This window comes from Streptomyces sp. NPDC050658 (assembly GCF_044457025.1).
Taxonomy (GTDB): domain Bacteria; phylum Actinomycetota; class Actinomycetes; order Streptomycetales; family Streptomycetaceae; genus Streptomyces.
The window spans coordinates 171,071-191,481 of record NZ_JBITGM010000011.1; the positions used below are offsets into that span (position 1 = coordinate 171,071).

The 20,411-nt window shown below is 71.5% G+C and carries 18 protein-coding genes; 8 read left to right on the forward strand and 10 right to left on the reverse strand.

The annotated features are described in order from the left end of the window. Positions 1-162: 162 nt before the first annotated feature. Complete coding sequence (locus ACIBKX_RS31885) at positions 163-1,407, reverse strand: glycosyltransferase 87 family protein (RefSeq protein ID WP_399376636.1); 1,245 nt, start codon at positions 1,405-1,407, stop codon at positions 163-165. 206 nt (positions 1,408-1,613) lie between these two features. On the opposite strand from ACIBKX_RS31885, the gene ACIBKX_RS31890 reads away from it, so the two are divergent. After that, positions 1,614-3,764, forward strand: coding sequence for an ATP-binding domain-containing protein (locus ACIBKX_RS31890; RefSeq protein WP_363269813.1), 2,151 nt, complete (start codon positions 1,614-1,616; stop codon positions 3,762-3,764). A gap of 58 nt (positions 3,765-3,822) precedes the next feature. Here ACIBKX_RS31890 and ACIBKX_RS31895 read toward each other — a convergent pair whose 3' ends face one another. The 4 genes from ACIBKX_RS31895 to ACIBKX_RS31910 all read right to left on the reverse strand — a co-directional run bounded on the left by ACIBKX_RS31895 (position 3,823) and on the right by ACIBKX_RS31910 (position 7,992). After that, positions 3,823-4,332, reverse strand: a complete 510-nt coding sequence (locus ACIBKX_RS31895; RefSeq protein WP_363270129.1) for a DUF2165 domain-containing protein — start codon at positions 4,330-4,332, stop codon at positions 3,823-3,825. Positions 4,333-4,457: 125 nt separating this feature from the next. After that, a complete protein-coding gene (locus tag ACIBKX_RS31900; RefSeq protein ID WP_363269812.1) occupies positions 4,458-5,210 on the reverse strand; it encodes a copper homeostasis protein CutC in 753 nt (250 codons plus the stop codon). A 156-nt stretch (positions 5,211-5,366) separates the two neighbouring features. Continuing rightward, entirely contained in the window at positions 5,367-7,643 is a 2,277-nt protein-coding gene (locus tag ACIBKX_RS31905) for a heavy metal translocating P-type ATPase (protein ID WP_363269811.1), read from the reverse strand. Between the two features lie 127 nt (positions 7,644-7,770). Then, positions 7,771-7,992, reverse strand: coding sequence for a heavy-metal-associated domain-containing protein (locus tag ACIBKX_RS31910; protein WP_363269810.1), 222 nt, complete (start codon positions 7,990-7,992; stop codon positions 7,771-7,773). A gap of 255 nt (positions 7,993-8,247) precedes the next feature. Between ACIBKX_RS31910 and ACIBKX_RS31915 the strand changes: the two genes are divergently transcribed. Then, the gene (locus ACIBKX_RS31915) at positions 8,248-9,252 is read left to right on the forward strand and encodes a hypothetical protein (protein WP_363269809.1); all 1,005 of its coding nucleotides are present in this window, start codon (positions 8,248-8,250) and stop codon (positions 9,250-9,252) included. A 558-nt stretch (positions 9,253-9,810) separates the two neighbouring features. Here ACIBKX_RS31915 and ACIBKX_RS31920 read toward each other — a convergent pair. Next, a complete protein-coding gene (locus ACIBKX_RS31920; protein WP_363269808.1) occupies positions 9,811-10,485 on the reverse strand; it encodes a maleylpyruvate isomerase family mycothiol-dependent enzyme in 675 nt (224 codons plus the stop codon). Between the two features lie 48 nt (positions 10,486-10,533). Continuing rightward, the gene (locus ACIBKX_RS31925; protein WP_363269807.1) at positions 10,534-11,226 is read right to left on the reverse strand and encodes a TetR/AcrR family transcriptional regulator; all 693 of its coding nucleotides are present in this window, start codon (positions 11,224-11,226) and stop codon (positions 10,534-10,536) included. Between the two features lie 104 nt (positions 11,227-11,330). Here ACIBKX_RS31925 and ACIBKX_RS31930 point away from each other — a divergent pair, with 104 nt between their 5' ends. Then, on the forward strand, positions 11,331-12,782 hold the full coding sequence (locus ACIBKX_RS31930; RefSeq protein WP_363269806.1) for an MFS transporter: 1,452 nt from the start codon (positions 11,331-11,333) through the stop codon (positions 12,780-12,782). Then, entirely contained in the window at positions 12,779-14,053 is a 1,275-nt protein-coding gene (locus tag ACIBKX_RS31935) for an FAD-dependent monooxygenase (RefSeq protein ID WP_363269805.1), read from the forward strand. The genes ACIBKX_RS31930 and ACIBKX_RS31935 overlap by 4 nt, the downstream gene beginning before the upstream one ends. A 127-nt stretch (positions 14,054-14,180) precedes the next feature. Here the strand turns inward: ACIBKX_RS31935 and ACIBKX_RS31940 are convergent, their stop codons facing one another. Next, a complete protein-coding gene (locus ACIBKX_RS31940) occupies positions 14,181-15,590 on the reverse strand; it encodes an MFS transporter (RefSeq protein WP_363269804.1) in 1,410 nt (469 codons plus the stop codon). A 99-nt stretch (positions 15,591-15,689) separates the two neighbouring features. Here ACIBKX_RS31940 and ACIBKX_RS31945 point away from each other — a divergent pair, with 99 nt between their 5' ends. Together ACIBKX_RS31945 and ACIBKX_RS31950 are read left to right on the forward strand one after the other, a co-directional pair. Further along, entirely contained in the window at positions 15,690-16,343 is a 654-nt protein-coding gene (locus tag ACIBKX_RS31945) for a hypothetical protein (protein WP_363269803.1), read from the forward strand. A gap of 134 nt (positions 16,344-16,477) precedes the next feature. Further along, on the forward strand, positions 16,478-17,551 hold the full coding sequence (locus tag ACIBKX_RS31950) for a GNAT family N-acetyltransferase (protein ID WP_363269802.1): 1,074 nt from the start codon (positions 16,478-16,480) through the stop codon (positions 17,549-17,551). A gap of 99 nt (positions 17,552-17,650) precedes the next feature. On the opposite strand, the gene ACIBKX_RS31955 is transcribed toward ACIBKX_RS31950, so the two are convergent. Together ACIBKX_RS31955 and ACIBKX_RS31960 are read right to left on the reverse strand one after the other, a co-directional pair. Continuing rightward, positions 17,651-17,917, reverse strand: coding sequence for a DUF4031 domain-containing protein (locus ACIBKX_RS31955; protein WP_363269801.1), 267 nt, complete (start codon positions 17,915-17,917; stop codon positions 17,651-17,653). Between the two features lies 1 nt (position 17,918). Next, a complete protein-coding gene (locus ACIBKX_RS31960; protein ID WP_363269800.1) occupies positions 17,919-18,284 on the reverse strand; it encodes a hypothetical protein in 366 nt (121 codons plus the stop codon). A 138-nt stretch (positions 18,285-18,422) separates the two neighbouring features. On the opposite strand from ACIBKX_RS31960, the gene ACIBKX_RS31965 reads away from it, so the two are divergent. After that, positions 18,423-19,349 (forward strand): MurR/RpiR family transcriptional regulator, encoded by a 927-nt coding sequence (locus ACIBKX_RS31965; RefSeq protein ID WP_363269799.1) that lies wholly within the window; start codon positions 18,423-18,425, stop codon positions 19,347-19,349. A gap of 70 nt (positions 19,350-19,419) precedes the next feature. Next, the gene (murQ, locus tag ACIBKX_RS31970) at positions 19,420-20,391 is read left to right on the forward strand and encodes an N-acetylmuramic acid 6-phosphate etherase (protein WP_363269798.1); all 972 of its coding nucleotides are present in this window, start codon (positions 19,420-19,422) and stop codon (positions 20,389-20,391) included. Positions 20,392-20,411: the final 20 nt, after the last annotated feature.

The following is a 20,411-nucleotide window of genomic DNA, read 5'->3' on the forward strand; positions in this document are numbered from 1 at the left end:
GATCACACCGTGCAGCCCCGTCACACGTACCGTGTCCAGTGGACCGAGGAAGCAGCCCGGGTCCGCGACTCCATCGACGCCGAACGCAAGCGGTACCTGCTCGAAGGCGTGGAGATACTCGCGGCGGATCCGTTCCATGAGCAGTCGCGCCCCATGAACGCGTCAGGGACGCTGCGCAAAGCGATCCTCACGGACGGCATCCTCGCCGAGTACGACGTCATCGCCGAGGTCGCGGTCATCATCTTCATCGAGCTGTTCGACAGCATGACGGCACTGCGGCCCGCCGACCCGGCCTAGCCACACGAGCAACACCACCCCCAACAACCCGTACGGCGAAGCCAACGGCTGCTGCCACCAGGGCAGTTGAAGGTCCAGGTCCCCCTCGTGCGGGACCAGCCAGAGCGTACGCGCCGTGAAGAGGGCCGCCACCGCCGCCGCGAGGCGGAGGCGGCCCTCCGCCATGAGCAGCGCAAGCAGCGGTACGCACCACACCCAGTGGTGGGACCAGCTGATCGGGGAGATCAGGAGTGCCGTGGCCGCCGTGATGAGGATGCCCTGGGAGTCTCTCTTGACCCGGGCCGCCAGCCATAGGCCCGCGGCTCCCGTCAGCGCCGCCGGGATCACCCATGCCGGGCCGGGGGTCGGATCGTGCAGCGCCCTGGCGATCAGGCCCTGCAGCGACTGGTTGTCGACGATCCACGCCTTGCCGACGCGGCCCGTCTCGAAGACGCGGCGCGTCCAGAAGTCGACGCTGGCGGCGGGGAGGGCGAGTGCGCCGAGCAGCACGGTGGTCGCGAAGCCCGCCACAGCAGTGGCCCCCTCTCGTACGCGTCCTCTCACGAAGAGGTACGCGATGAAGATCGCCGGAGTGAGCTTGATGCCGGCCGCGATGCCCAGCGCGAGGCCCGCCCCTGGGGCGCCGGGCCGGCGGGTGAGGTCCCAGAGGATCAGACAGGCGAGGGCCAGGTTGATCTGGCCGAACACGATCGTCTGGAAGACCGGCTCCAGCCAGAGCGCCGCCGCCGTGGCCGCGAGGAGCGGCGCGGGGCGGGGGCGGGTTCCTGCCAGGCGGGCCGAGAGGTGGACGAGGAGGGCGAGGAGGGCGATGTTGCCGAGGACGAAGGTGAGCTTGAGGGCGGGGAGGGGGAGCCAGGTCGTCGGTACGAAGAGGATCGCGGCGAAGGGCGGGTACGTGGCGGGCAGCTTCCACTGGGTGACGGTGAACCCGTAGAGGTCCGTCCCGTTGGCCACGGCGGCCCCCTCGGCGCGGTAGACCAGCGTGTCGGCCATGGGGATGCGTTGCGCCAGACAGAGGGCGCCGAAGGCCAGCAGCGAGGTGGCGAGGAGGGCGACCGCGGCCGGGATCACAGCTCTGCGTGACCGCGATGTCACCTTGGGTTCCGTCACGGCGGTGACCCTAGCCGGTGCGGGGTGGGCCACGGCGTACCCCGCAGACAGCAGCGTTCCGCCCCCGGAGAGAAATTCATTGGCCCCGCCACGCACCCCCGCATAAAATGCCCGGTCTGCCCGCGGGAAGCGCACCCCCGCCGTCGCCCGGACGGAAACCGGTCGGCCCCTGTCGCACAAGCCACCCGCACCGCACGGAGAGCCCCATGCCGCCCGCAGCGTCCGACCCGACCGACCCGACCGGCCCGACCTCCTCCGCTTCCCCCTCTGCCCCTTCCGGCCCTTCCGGCCCTTCTGGCCCCTCCGGCCCCTCCGACCCGCTGTCCCGCGAACGAACCCACCTCACCGCCTCCCGCGCCGCGCTCCGCGCCATGCGCGAGGACGCCGAGGCCCTCGACATCCGCGACGTCACCGCGAACTGGGTGAACGCCGCCGTCCTGCAGAGCCAGATCGACGAGCGGATCAAGTCGCTCGCCGATCTGTCGCACACCCCGCTGTTCTTCGGGCGGCTCGACTACCTGCACGCACCCGGCGCCGAGCAGGCCGAAGGCGCCGAGGGCGAGCAGTTCTACATCGGGCGGCGGCATGTGCACGACGGCGACGGCGACCCCATGGTCATCGACTGGCGCGCGCCCGTCTCGCAGCCTTTCTACCGGGCCTCGAAGAAGGCGCCGATGGACATCGGGCTGCGGCGGCGGTTCGGGTACACGGGCGGCGAGCTCACGGCGTACGAGGACGAACACCTCAGCGACCAGGACGAGGCCGAGCAGACCAGCCGGCTGCTCCAGGAGGAGATCGAGCGGCCGCGCGTCGGGCCGATGCGGGACATCGTCGCCACCATCCAGCCCGAGCAGGACGAGATCGTACGCAGCGGGCTCGGCGGGAGTGTCTGCGTTCAGGGTGGACCCGGGACCGGGAAGACCGCCGTCGGGCTGCACCGGGTCGCCTATCTGCTGTACGCGCATCGCGAGCGGCTCGCCCGCACCGGGACCCTCGTCATCGGGCCCAACGCCTCCTTCCTGCACTACATCGAGCAAGTACTGCCCGCGCTGGGCGAGTTGGAGGTCAGGCAGGCCACCGTCGACGATCTCGTCGCGCATGTGGAGGTGCGGGGCGCCGACGAAGCCGGCACCGCCGTCGTCAAGGGTGACGCCCGCATGGCCGACGTGCTGCGGCGCGCCGTGCGGTCGCATGTCACACCGCCCACCGACGCCCTGGTCGTCGTGCGCGGGTCGCGGCGGTGGCGCATTCCCGCGTACGAACTCGAGGAGATCGTCGGGGAGTTGCTCGACCGGGACATCCGGTACGGGGCTGCTCGTGACGCCCTTCCGCAGCGTATCGCCCACGCCGTACTCGTCCGGATGGAGCAGGCCGGGGAGGCCCCGGACGACCGCGTGCAGGACGCCGTCGCCCGCAACGCGGCGGTGAAGGCCGCCGTCAAGGCGATCTGGCCGGTCGTCGACCCGGCGAAGCTGGTGCTGCGGCTGCTCTCGGACGCGGAGTTCCTCGCGGCGCACGCGGACGGGATCCTCACGGAGGACGAGCAGAAGGCGCTGCTGTGGGCCAAGCCCGCGCGGAGCGTGAAGAGCGCCAAGTGGTCGGCCGCGGACGCGGTGTTGATCGACGAGGTGAGCGATCTCGTGTCGCGGACCCATTCGCTCGGGCATGTCGTGCTCGACGAAGCGCAGGATCTGTCCCCCATGCAGTACCGCGCCGTAGGACGGCGTTGCACCACCGGCTCGGCGACCGTGCTCGGGGATCTGGCGCAGGGCACCACGCCCTGGGCGACGCGGAGTTGGGCCGACGCCCTCGCCCACCTGGGCAAGGGAGATGCCGTGGTGGAGGAGCTGACGGCCGGTTTCCGTGTGCCGCGCGACGTCATCGCGTACGCGTCCCGGCTGCTGCCCGACATCGCGCCCGGGCTCGCGGCGGTCGACTCGGTGCGGGAGTCGCCGGGATCGCTCGCCGTGCGGTACGTCGAGGGTGCCGAGGGTGCCGAGGGCCTGGATGCCGCGTGCCTTGAGGCTTGTGCCGATTCGCTGCGGCACGAGGGGTCCACCGGGCTGATCGCCGCGGACGCCCGCATCCCCGCGCTCGCCGACGCCCTGGCGGCGGCCGGGATCTCGTACCTCTCTCCCGGTCAGGAGACCACGGCCGACGCCCGGCTCACGCTCGTGCCCGCGTCGCTGGCCAAGGGTCTTGAGTACGACTACGTGGTCCTCGACGAGCCCGCCGCCGTGGTGGACGGGGAGCCGGACGAACGGACGGGTCTGCGTCGGCTGTACGTGGCACTGACCCGTGCGGTGTCCGGCCTGATCGTCGTGCACTCGGCGGAGCTGCCCGCGCAGCTCGCCTAAGGGCGCTGCGCAGCTCACCTAGGGCACTGCGCAGCTCACCGAGGGCTGCCGCCCCGGCCTACGAGGCGGCGGCCTCCTTGGACGGCAGGTGCGTGACGATCAGCGCGATGCCGGTGATCGTCACGATGCGCGTGGCCGCGTCCAGGCCGTTCCAGTTCTCCGACTGCCACATGGCGAACCACTCGCCGCCGATCCCGATGAAGCCCACTCCGAACAGCAGGAGGAGCATCAACAGGCCGATGGTGCCCGCGCGTCGGGCGCGGCGCAGGCCTTCGGGGCGGCGCAGTCCTCTGGCCCACAGGACCGTCGCCGTGCCGAGGACGAGCGCGGCCAGCGTCTCCCAGGCGATGATCGCCACGTACGCCGTGTCCTGCAGCGCGGTGGACTCCACCGCGCGCCACATCAGGTCGTCGTCCTTGAACGTGGTGTCCATCGCCAGGACATGGCGTACGAACTGCTGGTTGGAGTCGAAGTCGGTGATGTTCCCGAACGCGACGAGCGCGATGTAGAGCGCGAGCGTCCCGGTGAACAGCATCGCGGTGACGTGCAGCGTCCCGGCCGCGAGCATGCGTTCCGCGGGGCGCGTTTTCTCAGCTGGTCTCGTCATGAAGTCCCCTCCGTTTCAACACCAGTTGTATCGCGCCCCGCGGGGGAACCTCGATCCCGTTGTACCGCGCCCCGCCGGGGGAACCATCAGGCGTCGACGGCGGCCCTCCACTGGGCGACGGCCGCCGCGGAGACCGGAGCCGACCAGCCGTCCGGACGCGACGCGCCGCCGATGTGGAACGCGTCGATGCCGGCCGCCTTGAGGCGGGGCAGGTGGTCGAGGCGGAGGCCGCCGCCGACCAGGATCTGCTGCTCGTAGCCGGGTTCACCGAACTCACGGGACTCACGGGACTCACGGGACCCACGGGACCCACGGGACCCACGGGTGCGTGCCGCCTCGGTGAGCAGGGTGGGGAGGCCCTCGTCCACGCCTGCCGCCGAACCCGCCGTGAGGTAGGTGTCCAGGCCCGGCAGGTCGGCGAGCTGCTTGCGCAGGGCGTCGCGGTCGGCGGCCCGGTCGATGGCCCGGTGGAACGTCCAGCGGCAGCCGTCGAGCGCGCCCACCACGGCCTCGACCGCCGCCAGGTCGGGGCCGCCCGCCTCGTCGAGGAAGCCGAGGACGAATTCGTCGGCGCCTTCGGAGCGCAGCTCGCGGGCACGGCGTACCAGCGTGTCGAGCTCTCGGGGGTCTCCGGCCGCGAATCCGTCCGCGAGGCGCAGCATCACGCGCAGGGAGATGTCCACGGCCGCGCGGATCTCGGCAAAGGTCTCGCGGGACGGGGTCAGGCCGTCCGCGGCCATGTCGGTCACCAGCTCGAGGCGGTCGGCGCCTCCGGCCCGGGCCGCGATCGCGTCCCCGGCATCGAGGGCGATCACCTCCAGGACTGCACGCTTGCTCATGGATGTCTTCCTTCTGGTCCGGCGCCTCGGGGGCGGAGAGGAACATAGAACATAGGTCTAGTCCAATTCCCCCAGCCTACGCGCAGATCGCCCCGGCGCGACCCAAGCGCACCGGGGCGATCGTAATGGCGTGTACACGCCGTCCTCGTCGTGAGTTCAGCTCAGCGGCTTGAACCCCCGCAACCGGAGGCTGTTGCCGACCACGAAGACCGAGGAGAAGGCCATCGCGGCGCCCGCGATCATCGGGTTCAGGAGGCCCGACGCCGCCAGCGGCAGCGCGCCCACGTTGTAGGCGAAGGCCCAGAACAGGTTGGACTTGATCGTGCCCAGGGTGCGCCGCGAGAGGCGGATGGCGTCGGCCGCCGCGCGCAGGTCACCTCGTACGAGCGTCAGGTCGCCCGCCTCGATCGCGGCGTCCGTTCCCGTGCCCATCGCCAGACCGAGGTCGGCCTGGGCCAGCGCCGCCGCGTCGTTGACGCCGTCGCCGACCATCGCGACGCTGCGGCCCTCGCCCTGGAGGCGCTTGACGACGTCCACCTTGTCCTGCGGCATGACCTCCGCGATGACGTGCTCGGCGTCGATGCCGACCTCGGCGGCCACGGACTCGGCCACCGCCTTGTTGTCGCCGGTGAGGAGGATGGGGGTGAGGCCGAGGGCGCGCAGCCGCTTGATCGCCTCGGGGCTGCTGTCCTTGACCGCGTCCGCGACCTCCAGGACCGCCCGCGCCTCGCCGTCCCAGGCGACCGCGATGGCCGTACGCCCCGCGGCCTCGGCCTCGGCCTTGGCCCGCTCCAGGTCCACCGGCAGCTGGATCGCCCACTCGGCGAGCAGCTGCGTACGGCCGACCAGGACCGCGTGCCCCTCGACGATGCCCTGGACACCGAGACCCGCGACGTTCGCGAAGTCCTCGGGGGTGGGCAGCGTGCCGACCTCGGCCGCCGCGCCGGTGGCCACCGCCTGGGCGATGGGGTGCTCCGAGGAGTGCTCCAACGCGCCTGCCAGACGCAGGACTTCGGCCTTGTCGGTGCCGGGGGCGGTGTGCGTGGCGAGCAGCGTCATCTTGCCGGTGGTGACGGTGCCGGTCTTGTCCAGGACGATGGTGTCGACCTTGCGGGTGGTCTCCAGGACCTCGGGGCCCTTGATCAGGATGCCGAGCTGGGCGCCGCGGCCGGTGCCGACCATGAGGGCGGTCGGAGTGGCGAGCCCCAGGGCGCAGGGGCAGGCGATGATCAGTACGGCGACGGCGGCGGTGAAGGCGGCCGTCAGGCCGGACCCGTTGCCGAGCCAGAACCCGAGGGTCGCGACGGCCAGGGCGATGACGACCGGCACGAAGACCGCGGAGATCTTGTCGGCGAGGCGCTGGGCGGCGGCCTTGCCGTTCTGCGCGTCCTCCACCAGCTTTGCCATCCGGGCGAGCTGGGTGTCGGCGCCGACGCGGGTGGCCTCGACGACGAGGCGTCCGCCGACGTTGAGGGTGGCGCCGGTGACGGAGTCCCCGGTGGCGACCTCCACGGGCACGGACTCGCCGGTGAGCATGGAGGCGTCCACGGCCGACGCGCCCTCGACGACCCTGCCGTCGGTGGCGATCTTCTCGCCGGGCCGGACGAGGAAGCGGTCCCCGACCTTCAACTCACTTACCGGGATGGTCTCTTCACGCCCGCCGTCACGAATGACGGTGACGTCCTTGGCACCGAGCTGGAGCAGCGCCTTGAGCGCGGCCCCGGCCTTCCGCTTCGACCGGGCCTCGAAGTACCGCCCGGCGAGGATGAAGGCGGTGACGCCGGCGGCGGCCTCCAGGTAGATGTTCCCGGCGCCGTCGCTGCGGGCGATGGTCAGCTCGAAGGGGTGGGTCATTCCGGGCTCGCCCGCCGTACCGAAGAACAGAGCCCACAGCGACCAGAGGAAGGCCGCCGACGTACCGACCGAGATCAGCGTGTCCATGGTGGCGGCGCCGTGCCGGGCGTTGGTGAAGGCCGCCTTGTGGAAGGACCAGGCGGCGTACGTCACGACCGGCGCCGCGAGGGTGAGCGAGAGCCACTGCCAGTACTCGAACTGCAGGGCAGGGACCATCGCCATCGCGATGACGGGGACGGAGAGCAGGACGGCGGCGGTCAACCGCTGGCGCAGGGGCGCCAGTTCGGCATCGGCGGCGGCCTGCTCGTCGTCCGGGGTGCTGTCGGCCTCGGCCTGCGGGGGCGTGGGCTCCTTGGCGGTGTATCCGGTCGCCTCGACGGTGGCGATCAGATCCTGTACGGCGATGTCCTCGCCCCGGTAGCTGACCTTGGCCTTCTCGGTGGCGTAGTTGACGGTCGCCTCGACGCCGTCCATGCGGTTGAGCTTCTTCTCGATCCGGGCCGCGCACGAGGCGCAGGTCATGCCACCGATGGCGAGTTCTACTTCTGCCACCTCGGTGGTGCCGGGTGTGGTGGACATGGCTGCGGGCTCCTCGTGACGTGGACGGTCTGCGGTCTGCGAGCTGCGGGCTGCGGGCTTATGGGGGGGCGCCGCGGGCTCCCTGGACCAGGCGATCAGGCGGTCAGGCGATCAGGCGGTCAGGCGGTCAGACGCGGCCGACGTAGTCGTACCCGGCGTCCTCGACGGTCTCCGCGATACGCGCGTCGTCGGGCTCGGCGGTGCTGGTGACCGTGACGTGCCCGGTGCCGTCGGCCGGGATGTGCACGGCGGTGACGCCGTCGACCTTGCCGAGCACATCGCTGACGACGCCCCTGCAGTGCGCGCTGTGCACGCCGTCGACCTTGTACGTGGTGGTGTACGCGGACATGGGGGCCTCCTGTGACCTTGCTGGGCCGCGGTACCCGGGGTGGGTACCTGCTGACGAGATCCATTTATACCCCTGGGGGGTATCGAACGCAAGGGGCACTCGGACTTGACTTCATACCCCTAGGGGGTATCTTCGTAGATATCGGGGGCGGCTGGGCCCAGGCGGAAGCTGAGGCGGCTGTCCCGCCACTTTCATCTGCACCCGCATCTGCACCCGCATCTCCACCTCTCCCTCCTCTGTCTCTCTGGAGTCGTCATGAACACCGGACTGAAGATCACCGCGTTCGCCGCTGCCGTCGCCGCGACGTTCGGCACCGCGTACGCGGTGGGCAACGGCGTCGACCCCGTGACCTCGGAGAAGAAGCCCGAGGCCGGGCATGGAGGCGGCCACGGCGGCGGAAAGGAGCCAGCGACGGGCGAGCGGCAGGACGGGGGCGGCGGCGCGGGCGGGGGCGCGGAGACTGCGGCCGGTGGCCTGCAGATCTCCGAGCGCGGCTACACGCTCGACCTGACCACAGCCCGCATCGGCGCCGACAAGCGCGAGGAGCTGCGGTTCGCGGTGGTCAAGGACGGCACCGGCAAGAACGTAACGGCGTACCAGAAGGAGCACGGCAAGGAGCTGCACCTCATCGTCGCCTCACGCGACCTGACGACGTACCGCCATCTGCACCCGGCCCGCGCGGCGGACGGCACCTGGTCGACCCCGGTCGAGCTGCCCGAGGCGGGCGGCTACCGCGTCTTCGCCGACTTCAAGCCGGCGGGCGCGGAGGAGGGCCTGACGCTGGGGGCGGACCTCGCGGTGTCGGGCAAGTCGGCCCCGAAGCCGCTGCCGGAGCACAACACGAAGGCGGTGGTTGAGGACGGGTACGAGGTGAGCCTGAAGGGCGACTTGAAGGCGGGGAAGTCGAGCGACCTGACCCTGAACGTGGAGAAGAACGGCAAGCCCGTCACCGACCTCCAGCCCTACCTCGGCTCGTACGGCCATCTGGTCGCCCTGCGCTCGGGCGACCTCGCGTACCTGCACGTCCACCCGAACGGCGAGCCCGGCGACGGCAAGACGAAGCCGGGCCCGGGCGTCTCCTTCGCGGCAACGGCCCCGAGCAAGGGGGCGTACCGCTTGTTCCTGGACTTCAAGCATGACGGGGAGGTACGGACGGCGGCGTTCACGGTGCATGTCGGCTCGGCGGCGGCGGGCGGGGGCGAGGACGAGGGCGGGAGCAAGGGTGCCGAGGAATCCGGCGACTCGGGGCACTCGCACTGAGCGGGGGGGGCGGATTCCCTGCCGTGCCCCCGAAGGCTTACCGGCCTTCGGGGGCGCCTGAGGCAGAACTGCCGCCCCTGGCAAGGGCAGACCGCCCCACTGAGGCCCACCTTGTCCCCACCCGCCCACCCGCTCCCACCCCACGTGAATTGCCGTCACCAGCTGGCATGGATGTCAGGCAAGGCTGCGGAGGCCAGACGATCCGCTTCACTCCGTGCGGCACCGGTCGTCCTGCCGGGTGCGGACTGGTGCTTCCGGAGCGGCCGCCAGGCAACGGGTGCCCGTCGGCGGCGGAGTCGCTCCGGTGGCAGTGACGGGCGGTCCTGCCGTCTACCGACCGGCCCATTCGGGGCTCGGTCAGGGGGTGGGGCTGGGGTCAGGGCGGCTGCTTGGGGTGGGCCGGTGTCTTCGATGGTGGCCGGTGCCGCCCGGTTCTCCGGAGTGTGGCGGTTCCGGTGTGCCTGTAAAGGGCGCTCCCTTCGGTCGCGTCGGCTTCGCCGATTCCGCTTACGCTCCACCCTTGACAGGCCCACCTCCACCGCGGAGACCGAAGGCCCCTCAGTCGAAGATCGGCAGTTCTGATTCCCTTGCGCCCGCAAGCTCGTACCTCGTTCCCGCCAGCGGGCGTCCCGTGTACAGGCGGATCAGGGTCGGGGCGTCGCCGATGTAGCGGGCCGGGGAGCGCTTGCCGTCGGGGGTGCCCAGGGTCAGGGGCTCGTCGACTCCGTCCACGTCCGCGTGCAGCGGCACCGACTCCGTCTTCCTGCTGTACTCGCCCAGCAGCGCCAACGCATCGGGGAGCCCCGCGCCGCCATACGCACCCGGCAGGCCCCAGGCCTCGCGTACGTCCCCCGCGTGCACCCACTCCCCCAGCGCCACGCCGTCCAACCGCCCCTTGAACTCGGCGATGACCGCGCCCGCCTCCGTCATGCCGCGCTCCAGCTCGTCCACGACACGGGAGTTGGACCAGTCGGCCCGCTCGGCGATGTCGCGGTCGTTGCTCTCCGGGCTGTAGACGCCCTCCTCGAAACGGCGCTCTACGACACGGGTCAGCGCAGAGCCGCAGTGGGCCAGCACATGCCGCACGGTCCAGCCCGGACAGCAGGTCCTGACCTCGTACGCGGAGTCGTCGGCATCTCTCAACAGCGGGATCAGCAAGTCGCGTTCGGTACGGAGCAGACGTCCGGGACGCTCGGGGTCACGGGTCTCGTCGTGGTGCGTCGTGGTGGTCATGTGGGCCACCCAATCGCGTACGCCGGAATACGGCAACGGATCTCCCCATTACCCCACCCTGTACGCCCGCAAGAACGTCCGTACCCCCTCCACAATCAGTGGCCGGATGCGGTCGTCCTCCGCCGCGTTCGCCGAACCGAACCTGTCCAGCGCGACCCCGAAAGTCAGCGCGATGAACTGGTCGGCCGCCAGTCGCGCGTCCGGCACATGCAGCAGCCCCGCTTCGCCGAAGGCTGCGAACCGCTCGGCCACCGCCTCGTCGGGCGTGTCGGCCATGGGGTTCTCGTCCCGGCCCGGCTCACGGCCGGACCGCACCCTGACCAGCCGCCGCAGCGTCGTGTACTCCGCCGAGTCGAGCATGTCGGTCGCGATCCGCAGCGCGAACGTGACCAGTACGTCCTCGAGTTCGGCCGCATCGGTGCGGTCGGTGAGGGTCTCGTCGAGGATGCGCCGGATCGTGGTGATCAGCGACTGGCCGACGGAGTCGACGACCGCGCGCAGCAGCGTCTGCTTGTCGCCGAAGTAGTCGTAGACCGTCCGCTTGGAGACCCCCGCCCGTGCCGCGACCGCGTCGACGCTGGACCGGTCGAAGCCTTCGGCGAGGAACAGTTCCCTGGCCGCGGCGAGGATCGCGGCCCGCTTCTGCGCGGACCCCTCCCGCAGCGCCTTCGCGGCCGTCCCCCTCGTCGCCGTCCCCCTCGTGGCCGCTGGCTTCGTCGTCGGTGTCTTCGTCGTCGGCATGGGCGCATCCTAACTCGACTGCACTACACCGTGTAGTGTAGTAACCGTGGCTACCAAGTGACCTTGCCCGCACAGCAGTTGTGCCCACTCGGAGAAGGACGCCCATGACCACCGGAAGCACAGCAAGCGCAGGAAGCACAGCAAGCGCGGAAACCGCGTCAACGACCACATCAACAACACCCCCACCCCCCATCCGCAAAGCCGCCACCTGGGCCCTCGCCCTCCTCGCCGCCGCCACCGGAACCCTGGAGTCGGTGGTGACCCCGACCCTCCCCCTCTTACAACGCGAACTCTCCATGAGCCCCGCCCAAGGCGCCCTGCTCAGCGTCGCGATGCTCATCACCGGCGCCCTGGTCGCACCCGTCGCCGGCGGGCTCGGTGATCGCTACGGCGGGAAGCGGGTCATGCTCCGGCTGATGGCCGTCGTCGCGGCCGGCGGCCTGGTGTCCTCGCTCGCGCCCAACCTGCCGGTGCTGCTCCTCGGGCAGGTACTCGAAGGCGCGATGGTCGGCGCGATGCCGCTCTCGTTCATCCTCGTACGCAAGCACCTGCCCTCCGGGCAGTCCCAGGTGGCCATCGGGATGGTCAGCGGCTTCTTCGTGGGCGGCGGCATGCTCGGCACGCTGATCGCCGGGCCGATCGCGGAAGGGCTGTCCCGGCACTGGATGTTCGCGATACCGACGCTCGCGATCGTCGGGGCGACCCTGCTCGTCCACCGGCTGATGCCGGACGATCCACCGGCCCGTTCCAACGCCAGGATCGACTGGCCCGGCCTCGTACTCCTCAGCGGCATCCTGCTGACGCTCATGGTCGGGCTCTCGGCGGCTCCCGAGCTCGGCGGCCGGCCCCTCATCCTCTGCCTGCTCGCCGTGCTTCTGGCCGCCCTCGTACGCGGCTGGATCGTCGTCGAACGCCGGTCGTCCTCTCCCATGGTCGATCTGCGGCTCGTCGCCAAACCCGCCATCTGGCGTTCGTACGTCATCACCTTCGCGGTCTGCGTCGGCACCGCCGTGTCGATGTTCCTCGTCCCGCAACTCCTCGACTCCGAGGCCGACTACGGCTTCGGGGCCAGCTCCACCGACATCGGGACGTACCTGCTGCCAAGTGCCGTCGCCGCCGCCCTCAGCGGGCCGCTCGGCGGGATCGCCGCCCGGCGCTTCGGCTCAACTGCCGTAGTCGCCGCGGGAATCGGCGTCATGACGGCCACGCTGCTCGCCCTGGGGTTCGTCCACGGCGAGGTCTGGCACCTCGTCGTCGGCAAGGCGCTGATCGCCCTGGCCAGCGGTGCCTGCATCACGGCGATGGTCGTCAAGACGGCCACCTCCGTCGATCACGGCAGCACCGGCACCGCCACCAGCCTGGTCCTGGTCACACGCGTGCTCGGCTTCGCCGCCGGGGCGCAGGTCAGCGGCGCCTTCCTGACCGCCGGGACCGGCCCCGGCACGGACGACCCGGCCGAATCGGCCTTCACCACCGGCTTCGTCGTCGCCGGCGTCGTCACGGCACTGTCCCTGCTCGCCGTCCGCACCATGCACAAAAAGGGAGCCCAGGAATGACCATCACCGACGAGTCGACCGTCCGTCGTACGACATCGAAGCGGAAAGTCCTGATTTCCGGCGCCGGCATCGCAGGCCCCGCCCTCGCCTTCTGGCTCAACCGTCACGGATACGCCGTCACCGTGGTGGAGAAGGCCGGCGCGCCCCGCAACGGCGGTTACCCCATCGACGTACGCGGCACCGCGCTTGAAGTCGTCCGCAGGATGGGGATCCTGCCCCGGCTCAGGGACGCGCACATCGACACACGCCGGTTCACCTTCCTCGACGAGGGCGGCGGCACGGTGGCCTCGGTCGAGCCGCGAGCCGCCAACGGCGGGGGGCCGCCGTCCGCCGCCAACGGCGGGGACCTGGAAGTGCGGCGCGGCGAGCTCGTCGACGCGCTGTACGGCGCGGTCCGTGACGACGTGGAGTTCGTGTTCGACGACTCCATCGACACTTTCGACCAGTCCGGCACTCTTGGCCAGCCCGGCACCCCCGACCAGTCGTCCGGGCGCGGGGTCGACGTCCGCTTTCGCGGGGGCGGCGAGCGTACGTACGACATGGTCTTCGGCGCGGACGGGCTGCACTCGCGTACGCGGGAGGCGCTGTTCGGGCCCGAGGAGCGGTTTCACCACTATCTCGGGTACTGCTTCGCCGGGTTCACCGTGCCCAACACCTTCGGCCTCTCCCACGAGATCATGATGTGGAACACGCCCGGCAGAGCCGCCGCCCTCTACGCCGTGCGGGACGACGACAGGGTGCACGTCCTCCTGAACTTCGCCCGCCCTGACCCGCGCTTCGGCGCGCTCCGCGACCCGGCGGCCCAACTGGACCTGGTTGCCTCGGTGTTCGGCGACGCGGGGTGGGAGGTGCCGGGGCTGGTCGCCGCGATGCGCGGCGCGGACGATCTGTTCGTCGACGTGGTCAGCCAGATCCGGATGCCGCGCTGGTCGAGCGGCAGGGTCGCGCTGGTGGGCGACGCGGCGTACGCGCCCTCGTTCCTCACGGGGCAGGGCACGAGCCTCGCACTCGTCGGGGCGTACATGCTGGCCGGTTCGCTGGCGGGCCGGGGCGCCGCCGAGGGATTCGCCGCGTATGAGCACGGCACGCGTGAATTCGTCGGCCTGAACCAGGCGTTGGTCGGCGAGGGGGGCGCCGCGCTCTTCCCGACCACGGCGCGGGCGCTGGAGCGGCGCAACGCCATGCTGCGCGGCCTCGGCACGATGCCGGTACCGGAGGGCCGACCGGCCCATACGGCCCTCGCGCTGCCCGAGTTCACTCCAGTGGGGTGAACTCGGGCGAGTAGGCGCGGGGGCCGTACCAAGCCGCACCAAGCCGTACGGGACGGCCGGGACGGCCGGGACGGCCGGGACGGCCGGGACGGTCGGGGACATTCCGGCGCGCTCTGCGGCCACCGCGCTACGCGTTCACCTTCTCCTCCGAAGCAGCCGACTCCTTCCGCATCACCAGGAGCGTGATCGCACCGCCGAGGGCCGCGATGACGGCCGCGCCCGTGAACGCCGCGCCGAAGCCGTCCGTCAGCGCCGGCAGGTTGCCGAGCTCGCCCGCTCCCTGCGAGGTCGCGAGGGCGGTCAGTGCCGCGAGGCCGAGCGCGGAGCCCACCTGGTAGGTGGTGTTGACGATGCCGGAGGCCAGGCCCGCCTGCTCCTGCGGGGCGCCGGACATCGCGGCCATCATCGCCGGGATGTAGGCGAGGGACATGCCGAGCGCCGCGACCAGCGAGGCGGGCAGCACGTCGATCACGAAGGAGCCCGTGGGACCGAGCTGCGCCAGCCAGAGCAGGCCGAGCGCGAGGACGATCAGCCCGCCGCCGATCAGGGGCTTGGCACCGAAGCGGCCGAGCAGGCGGGCCGTGATCGCCGTCATGAAGATCATGAGCAGGCCCGTCATCGGCAGCAGCGCCGCGCCGGACGCGAACGCCCCGTACCCCATGACCTGCTGGAGGTAGAGGTTGAGGAAGTACCACATCGGGATCCAGGCGGCGCCGAGCAGCGCCATCGCCAGGTTCGCCGAGCCGAGCCGCGGGATCCGCCACACGTCGAGCGGCATCAGGGGTTCGCGGATCGACTTCTGTACGACGATGAAGAGGGCCAGGAGCGCTGCCGCGCCGACCAGTTGGAGGATCGTGGAGGTCGAACCCCAGCCCTCTTCCGGCGCCCGTACGACCGCGAAGACGGTGAGCGCGAGGCCGGCCGTGACGGAGACCGCGCCGAGGATGTCGACCGAGCCGCGCTTGCCCTCGACGGCGGGCAGCAGCCGGGTCGCGGCGAGTGTGGCGATGCCGATCGGGACGTAGATGACGAACACCCAGGGCCAGCTCAGCCACTCGGTGAAGACGCCGCCGAGGAAGACTCCGGCGGTGCCGCCCGCGGGGGCCGCCGCTCCGTAGAGGGCCATCGCCTTGCCGAGCTCCTTCGGGTCGTGCCCGAAGAGCATCATCAGGAGGGTCATGGCCGCGGGCGCGATCAGTGCGCCGCCGACACCCTGCACGGCACGGCCGACGACCTCGACGGTCGCGGTCTGCGCGGCCGCTGCGAGCACCGAGCCCGCGATGAGGACGACCCAGCCGGAGACGAAGACCTTGCGGGCCCCGAGCAAGTCGGAGAGGCGTCCGCCGAGCAGCAGCAGGCCGCCGAAGGCAATGACGTACGCGTTGAAGACCCACTGCAGCTCGCCCTGGGAGAAGCCCAGGTCACGCTGCATCTCGGGGAGGGCGACCCCGATGATCGAGGTGTCCATGATCACCATGAACTGGGCGGTGGCGAGCACGAAGAGCGCCCACCAGCGCTTGGGATTGACGGTTGACATGACGGTCCCCTCCACAGAGCGTCGAAATACCCCTGAGGGGTATCTGGCGCTGGGAAATTAACATACCCCCCAGGGGTACTCAAGGGTTAGGGTCGCCCCATGGCCGACGACGAGACCCACGAGCTGCGCGGACGCTGGCTCACGACACTGCTGCGGGCGCGGGACACCGACAGCTGCGTCTACGACCCGTACAAGTACGCCGACAACCTGCTCGCCCGCTGGGCCGAGCCGCAGCGGCGGTACCACACCACCGCCCACCTCACGGCGGTCCTCGACCACATCGACGTACTCGAAGAGCACGCGGACGACCCCGATCTGGTGCGGCTCGCGGCCTGGTTCCACGACGCGGTGTATCTCCCCGACCGCTCGACCAACGAGGAGCGCAGCGCCCGTCTCGCCGAACGCGCCCTGCCCGAGGCCGGGTTGACCGAGCAGAAGACCGCCGAGGTGGCCCGCCTCGTCCGGCTCACCGTCACCCACGACCCGGCCGACGGCGACCGCAACGGCGAGGCGCTGTGCGACGCCGACCTGGCGATCCTCGCCTCGCCCGCGGACACGTACGCCGCCTACGCCGCCGCCGTGCGCGAGGAGTACTCCTTCGTGCCGGACGAGGCGTTCCGCGCGGGCCGGGCGGGGGTGCTGCGCCAACTCCTCGCGCTGCCACGGCTGTTCCGCACGGAGCACGGAACGTCGCACTGGGAGGCCCCGGCGCGCGCGAATCTGGCGACGGAGCTGGATCTGCTGGACTCCTGAGGACCGGACTCCCGAGGACCGGACTCCCGCGACCATCCGAACTCCCGAGGTCGGAAAGCCGCGACCTGTCCGACACCTCACGTACCCGAAATATTCGATCTGCCGGACGCCTTCCCTCCCGTACTCTCTGCCCCATGCTTTCCATGGGCGGGGATCAGGTGGACGAGGCCGTCGCGTACGCGGCGCGGGTGCTGCGTACGGCGGTGGGACGGGACTGGAGCGTCACGGCCGGCGATCTGGAGTGGAGCTGTCTCACCACGGCCGAGCACATGGCGGGCTGTCTCGTCGCGTACGCGGGGCAGTTGACGGGACGCGCGACCGATACGTGGGTGCCGTTCGAGATCGCCCTGGACGAGGGGTCGGGCCCCGAGGACGCGATCCGCGTCCTCGAGTCGGCCGGCGGGCTCGTCTCGGCGGTGATCCGGACCACGCCGCCGGGCGTGCGGGCCTTCCACCCCTACCCGCACGGCAGCGCGGACGCGACCGGCTTCGCGGCGATGAGCGTCGCGGAGGCCCTGCTCCACACGTACGACATCGCGCAGGCGCTCGGCGTCGACGCGGAGCCGCCCGCCGAGCTGTGCGAGTCGCTGCTCGCCTGGATCTTCCCGCACGTCACGCCCGCGCGGGGCCCCGAGGAGCAGTGGGCGACGCTGCTCTGGGCGACGGGGCGCGGCACGTTGCCAGGGCGGTCCCGGCTCGACGGGTGGCGCTGGCACAACTCCCTGGCGATTCCGGCCGGGCGGATCGTCCTGCGGGAGGTCTCACCGGCCGCCGCGGCGGATCTCGCCCTGGGCGGCACGGGCGGTCTGAACTGGATCGAGAGCGGCCCCTTCGAGGGGACGCGGACGGCCGCGGAGATGGTGAGCAAGGCGTACGCGTCCGGGGTGCACCGCCCCGAGTGGGGGATGTTCGCGCTGGTGCGCGCGGCGGACGAGGTCGCCGTCGGCGGAATGGGCTTCCACGGGCCGCCGGACGAGGAGGGCATCGCGGAGGTCGGCTACGACCTGGCGCCCGGCGCGCGCGGCCACGGATACGCCGCCGAGGCCTTGACCGCCCTGTCCGCCTGGGCCCTGTCCCGCACGGATGTCAGCGCCCTGCTGGCGGTCATCGAACACGACAACGCGGCTTCCCAGGCGGTGGCGACGAGGGCGGGCTATGTCCGCGCGTCGGACCGCGAGAACGCGCGGGCGTACCTGCGGCGGGCCTGAAGGTCCTGCCCTTGAATGTCCTGACCTTGAAGGTCCTGCCCCTGAACGTCCTGCCCCTGAAGATCCTGACCCTGAACGTCCTGCCCCTGAACGTCCTGACTAGGCGGGCCGCCCCTTCGGCCTCCGCAGCCCCGCCTCCGTGAGCCTGCGCACCAGTTCCTTCGAGCCGATCTCCACCGCGCCCGCCGACACCGCGTCCGCGTAACGGTGCGACGGCACGTCGTAGTGGTCCCGTTCGAAGGCGCGCGGCGGGCAGCCGATGCCTGCCGCGAACGTGTGCAGTTCCTCGTACGAGACGTCGCTGACCAGGTGGGACCACATGCGGCCATGGCCCGGCCAGGTCGGTGGATCTATGTAGACGGCCACGTCAGATACGTCCCGTCAGGCCGCCCACCGGGGCGACGACCACGCCCGCCTTGCCGCACACCCAGTGCGGATCGGGGCCCAGCTCCGGCTCGACGTCCAGCGCGTGCGGATCGCCCGAGCCGCAGACCGGGCAGAGCGGCCAGCGGCCGTACCGCTCCAGGAGCGAGTCCTGGACGTCCTGGGCGACGAGCCCGGCCACGTACTCGATGCCGTCGGGCCACTGCTCGACCCACCAGCGGCGGTGCGCGACCGCCTCCTCGACCATCGAGACGACCTCCGCCTCGGCGACCTCACGGGCCACGAGGTCGGCGAGAACAAGTGCGCGGGCGGCGTGCAGCGCCTGCTCCAGAGGGTCGATCGCGTCCATGCAGCCATTGTCCACCTCTCGCGCAACCCCCATCGCTCGCGAACGACCGCCGAAAGTCCCGCCCGCCCCGTGGCCCACTCGGGACCTCGGGACCAAAGGGGTCTTGACCCCGCCCGCCCCCGAAAATATCTTTCAAGTGTGACCAATGATGTGAAGGAAATTTTCTCGGGCGCCGCGCCCCCCGCCCCGGCCGCCCTCGCGGCCAAGGTGCGGACCCTCGCGCCGTCCATGACCCGCTCCATGCAGCGCGTCGCCGAAGCCGTCGCCGGCGACCCCGCGGGATGCGCCGCCCTCACGGTCACCGGCCTCGCCGAACTCACCGGCACCAGCGAGGCGACGGTGGTCCGCACGGCCCGCCTGCTCGGCTACCCCGGCTACCGTGACCTGCGCCTCGCCCTCGCCGGACTCGCCGCCCAGCAGCAGTCCGGCCGCGCGCCCGCCGTCACCGCCGACATCGCGGTCGACGACCCGATCGCGGACGTCGTGGCCAAGCTCGCCTACGACGAGCAGCAGACCCTCGCGGACACCGCGGCCGGACTCGACACCGTCCAGCTCGGCGCCGCCGTCACCGCGCTCGCCAACGCGCCCCGCGCCGAGATCTACGGCGTCGCCGCCTCCGGCCTGGTCGCCCAGGACCTGGCCCAGAAGCTGCTGCGCATCGGCCACATCGCCCACGCGCACTCCGACCCGCACCTGGCGGTCACCAACGCCGTCACGCTGCGGGCCAAGGACGTGGCCATCGCGATCACGCACTCCGGATCGACCGGCGACGTCATCGAGCCGCTGCGGGTCGCCTTCGAGCGCGGCGCCACCACCATCGCGATCACCGGGCGCCCCGGCAGCCCCGTATCCCAGTACGCGGATCACATACTGACCACCTCCACGGCCCGCGAGAGCGAGCTGCGGCCCGCCGCGATGTCGTCCCGCACAAGTCAACTCCTCGTCGTGGACTGCCTGTTCGTGGGCGTCGCCCAGCGGACGTACGAGACGGCGGCCCCCGCACTCGCCGCCTCCTACGAAGCACTCGCGCACCGCCACAGCCCACGCGGCGGCAACAGCCGCTGAGCCCGCGCACCGCCGCCCGCCCGCGCACCGCACCCGCACCCCCCACCCGCACACGAAAGAGCCGCCCCTCATGACCTCGACCACCGACGCCACCGCCGCCCCCGGCCCCGGTGACCCCTACGGCGAACTCCGTGCCCAGCTGGACACGCTCACCACCGAGGCGTTCCGGCCCGAGCTCTCCGAGATCGACCGGCTGCCCACGCCCGAGATCGCGAAGATCATGAACGGCGAGGACGCCACCGTGCCCGCGGCCGTCGCCGAGCAGCTCCCCCGGATCGCCGCCGCCATCGACGGCACCGCCGAGCGGATGGCGCGCGGCGGACGGCTCGTCTACGCGGGCGCGGGCACGGCCGGCCGGCTCGGCGTCCTCGACGCCTCCGAGTGCCCGCCGACCTTCAACACCGCGCCCAGTGAGGTCGTCGGCCTCATCGCGGGCGGCCCGAGCGCCATGGTCACGGCGGTCGAGGGCGCGGAGGACAGCAAGGAGCTGGCGGCGGACGACCTGGACTCCCTGAACCTGACCGCGGACGACGTGGTCGTCGGCATCTCCGCGTCGGGCCGCACGCCGTACGCGATCGGCGCGGTCGAGCACGCGCGCACCCGTTACGGCGCGCTCACCATCGGCCTCTCCTGCAACGCGGACAGCGCGCTCGCGGCAGCCGCCGACCACGGCATCGAGGTCGTCGTCGGCCCCGAACTGCTCACCGGCTCCACCCGGTTGAAGGCGGGCACTGCACAGAAGCTCGTGCTCAACATGCTGTCGACGATCACGATGATCCGCCTCGGCAAGACCTACGGAAACCTGATGGTCGACGTACGGGCGTCGAACGAGAAGCTGCGGGCCCGCTCCCGCCGCATCGTCGAGCTGGCGACCGGCGCGGGCGACGAGGAGATCGAGGCCGCCCTCGCCGCGACGGACGGGGAGGTGAAGAACGCCATCCTGACGATCCTCGGCGGGGTCGACGGCCCCACCGCCGCCGAACTGCTCGCCGCGTCCGACGGCCACCTCCGCGCGGCCCTCGACAACTCCCGTACGAACTAGCCCCTCCGGCAGCGTCCAGC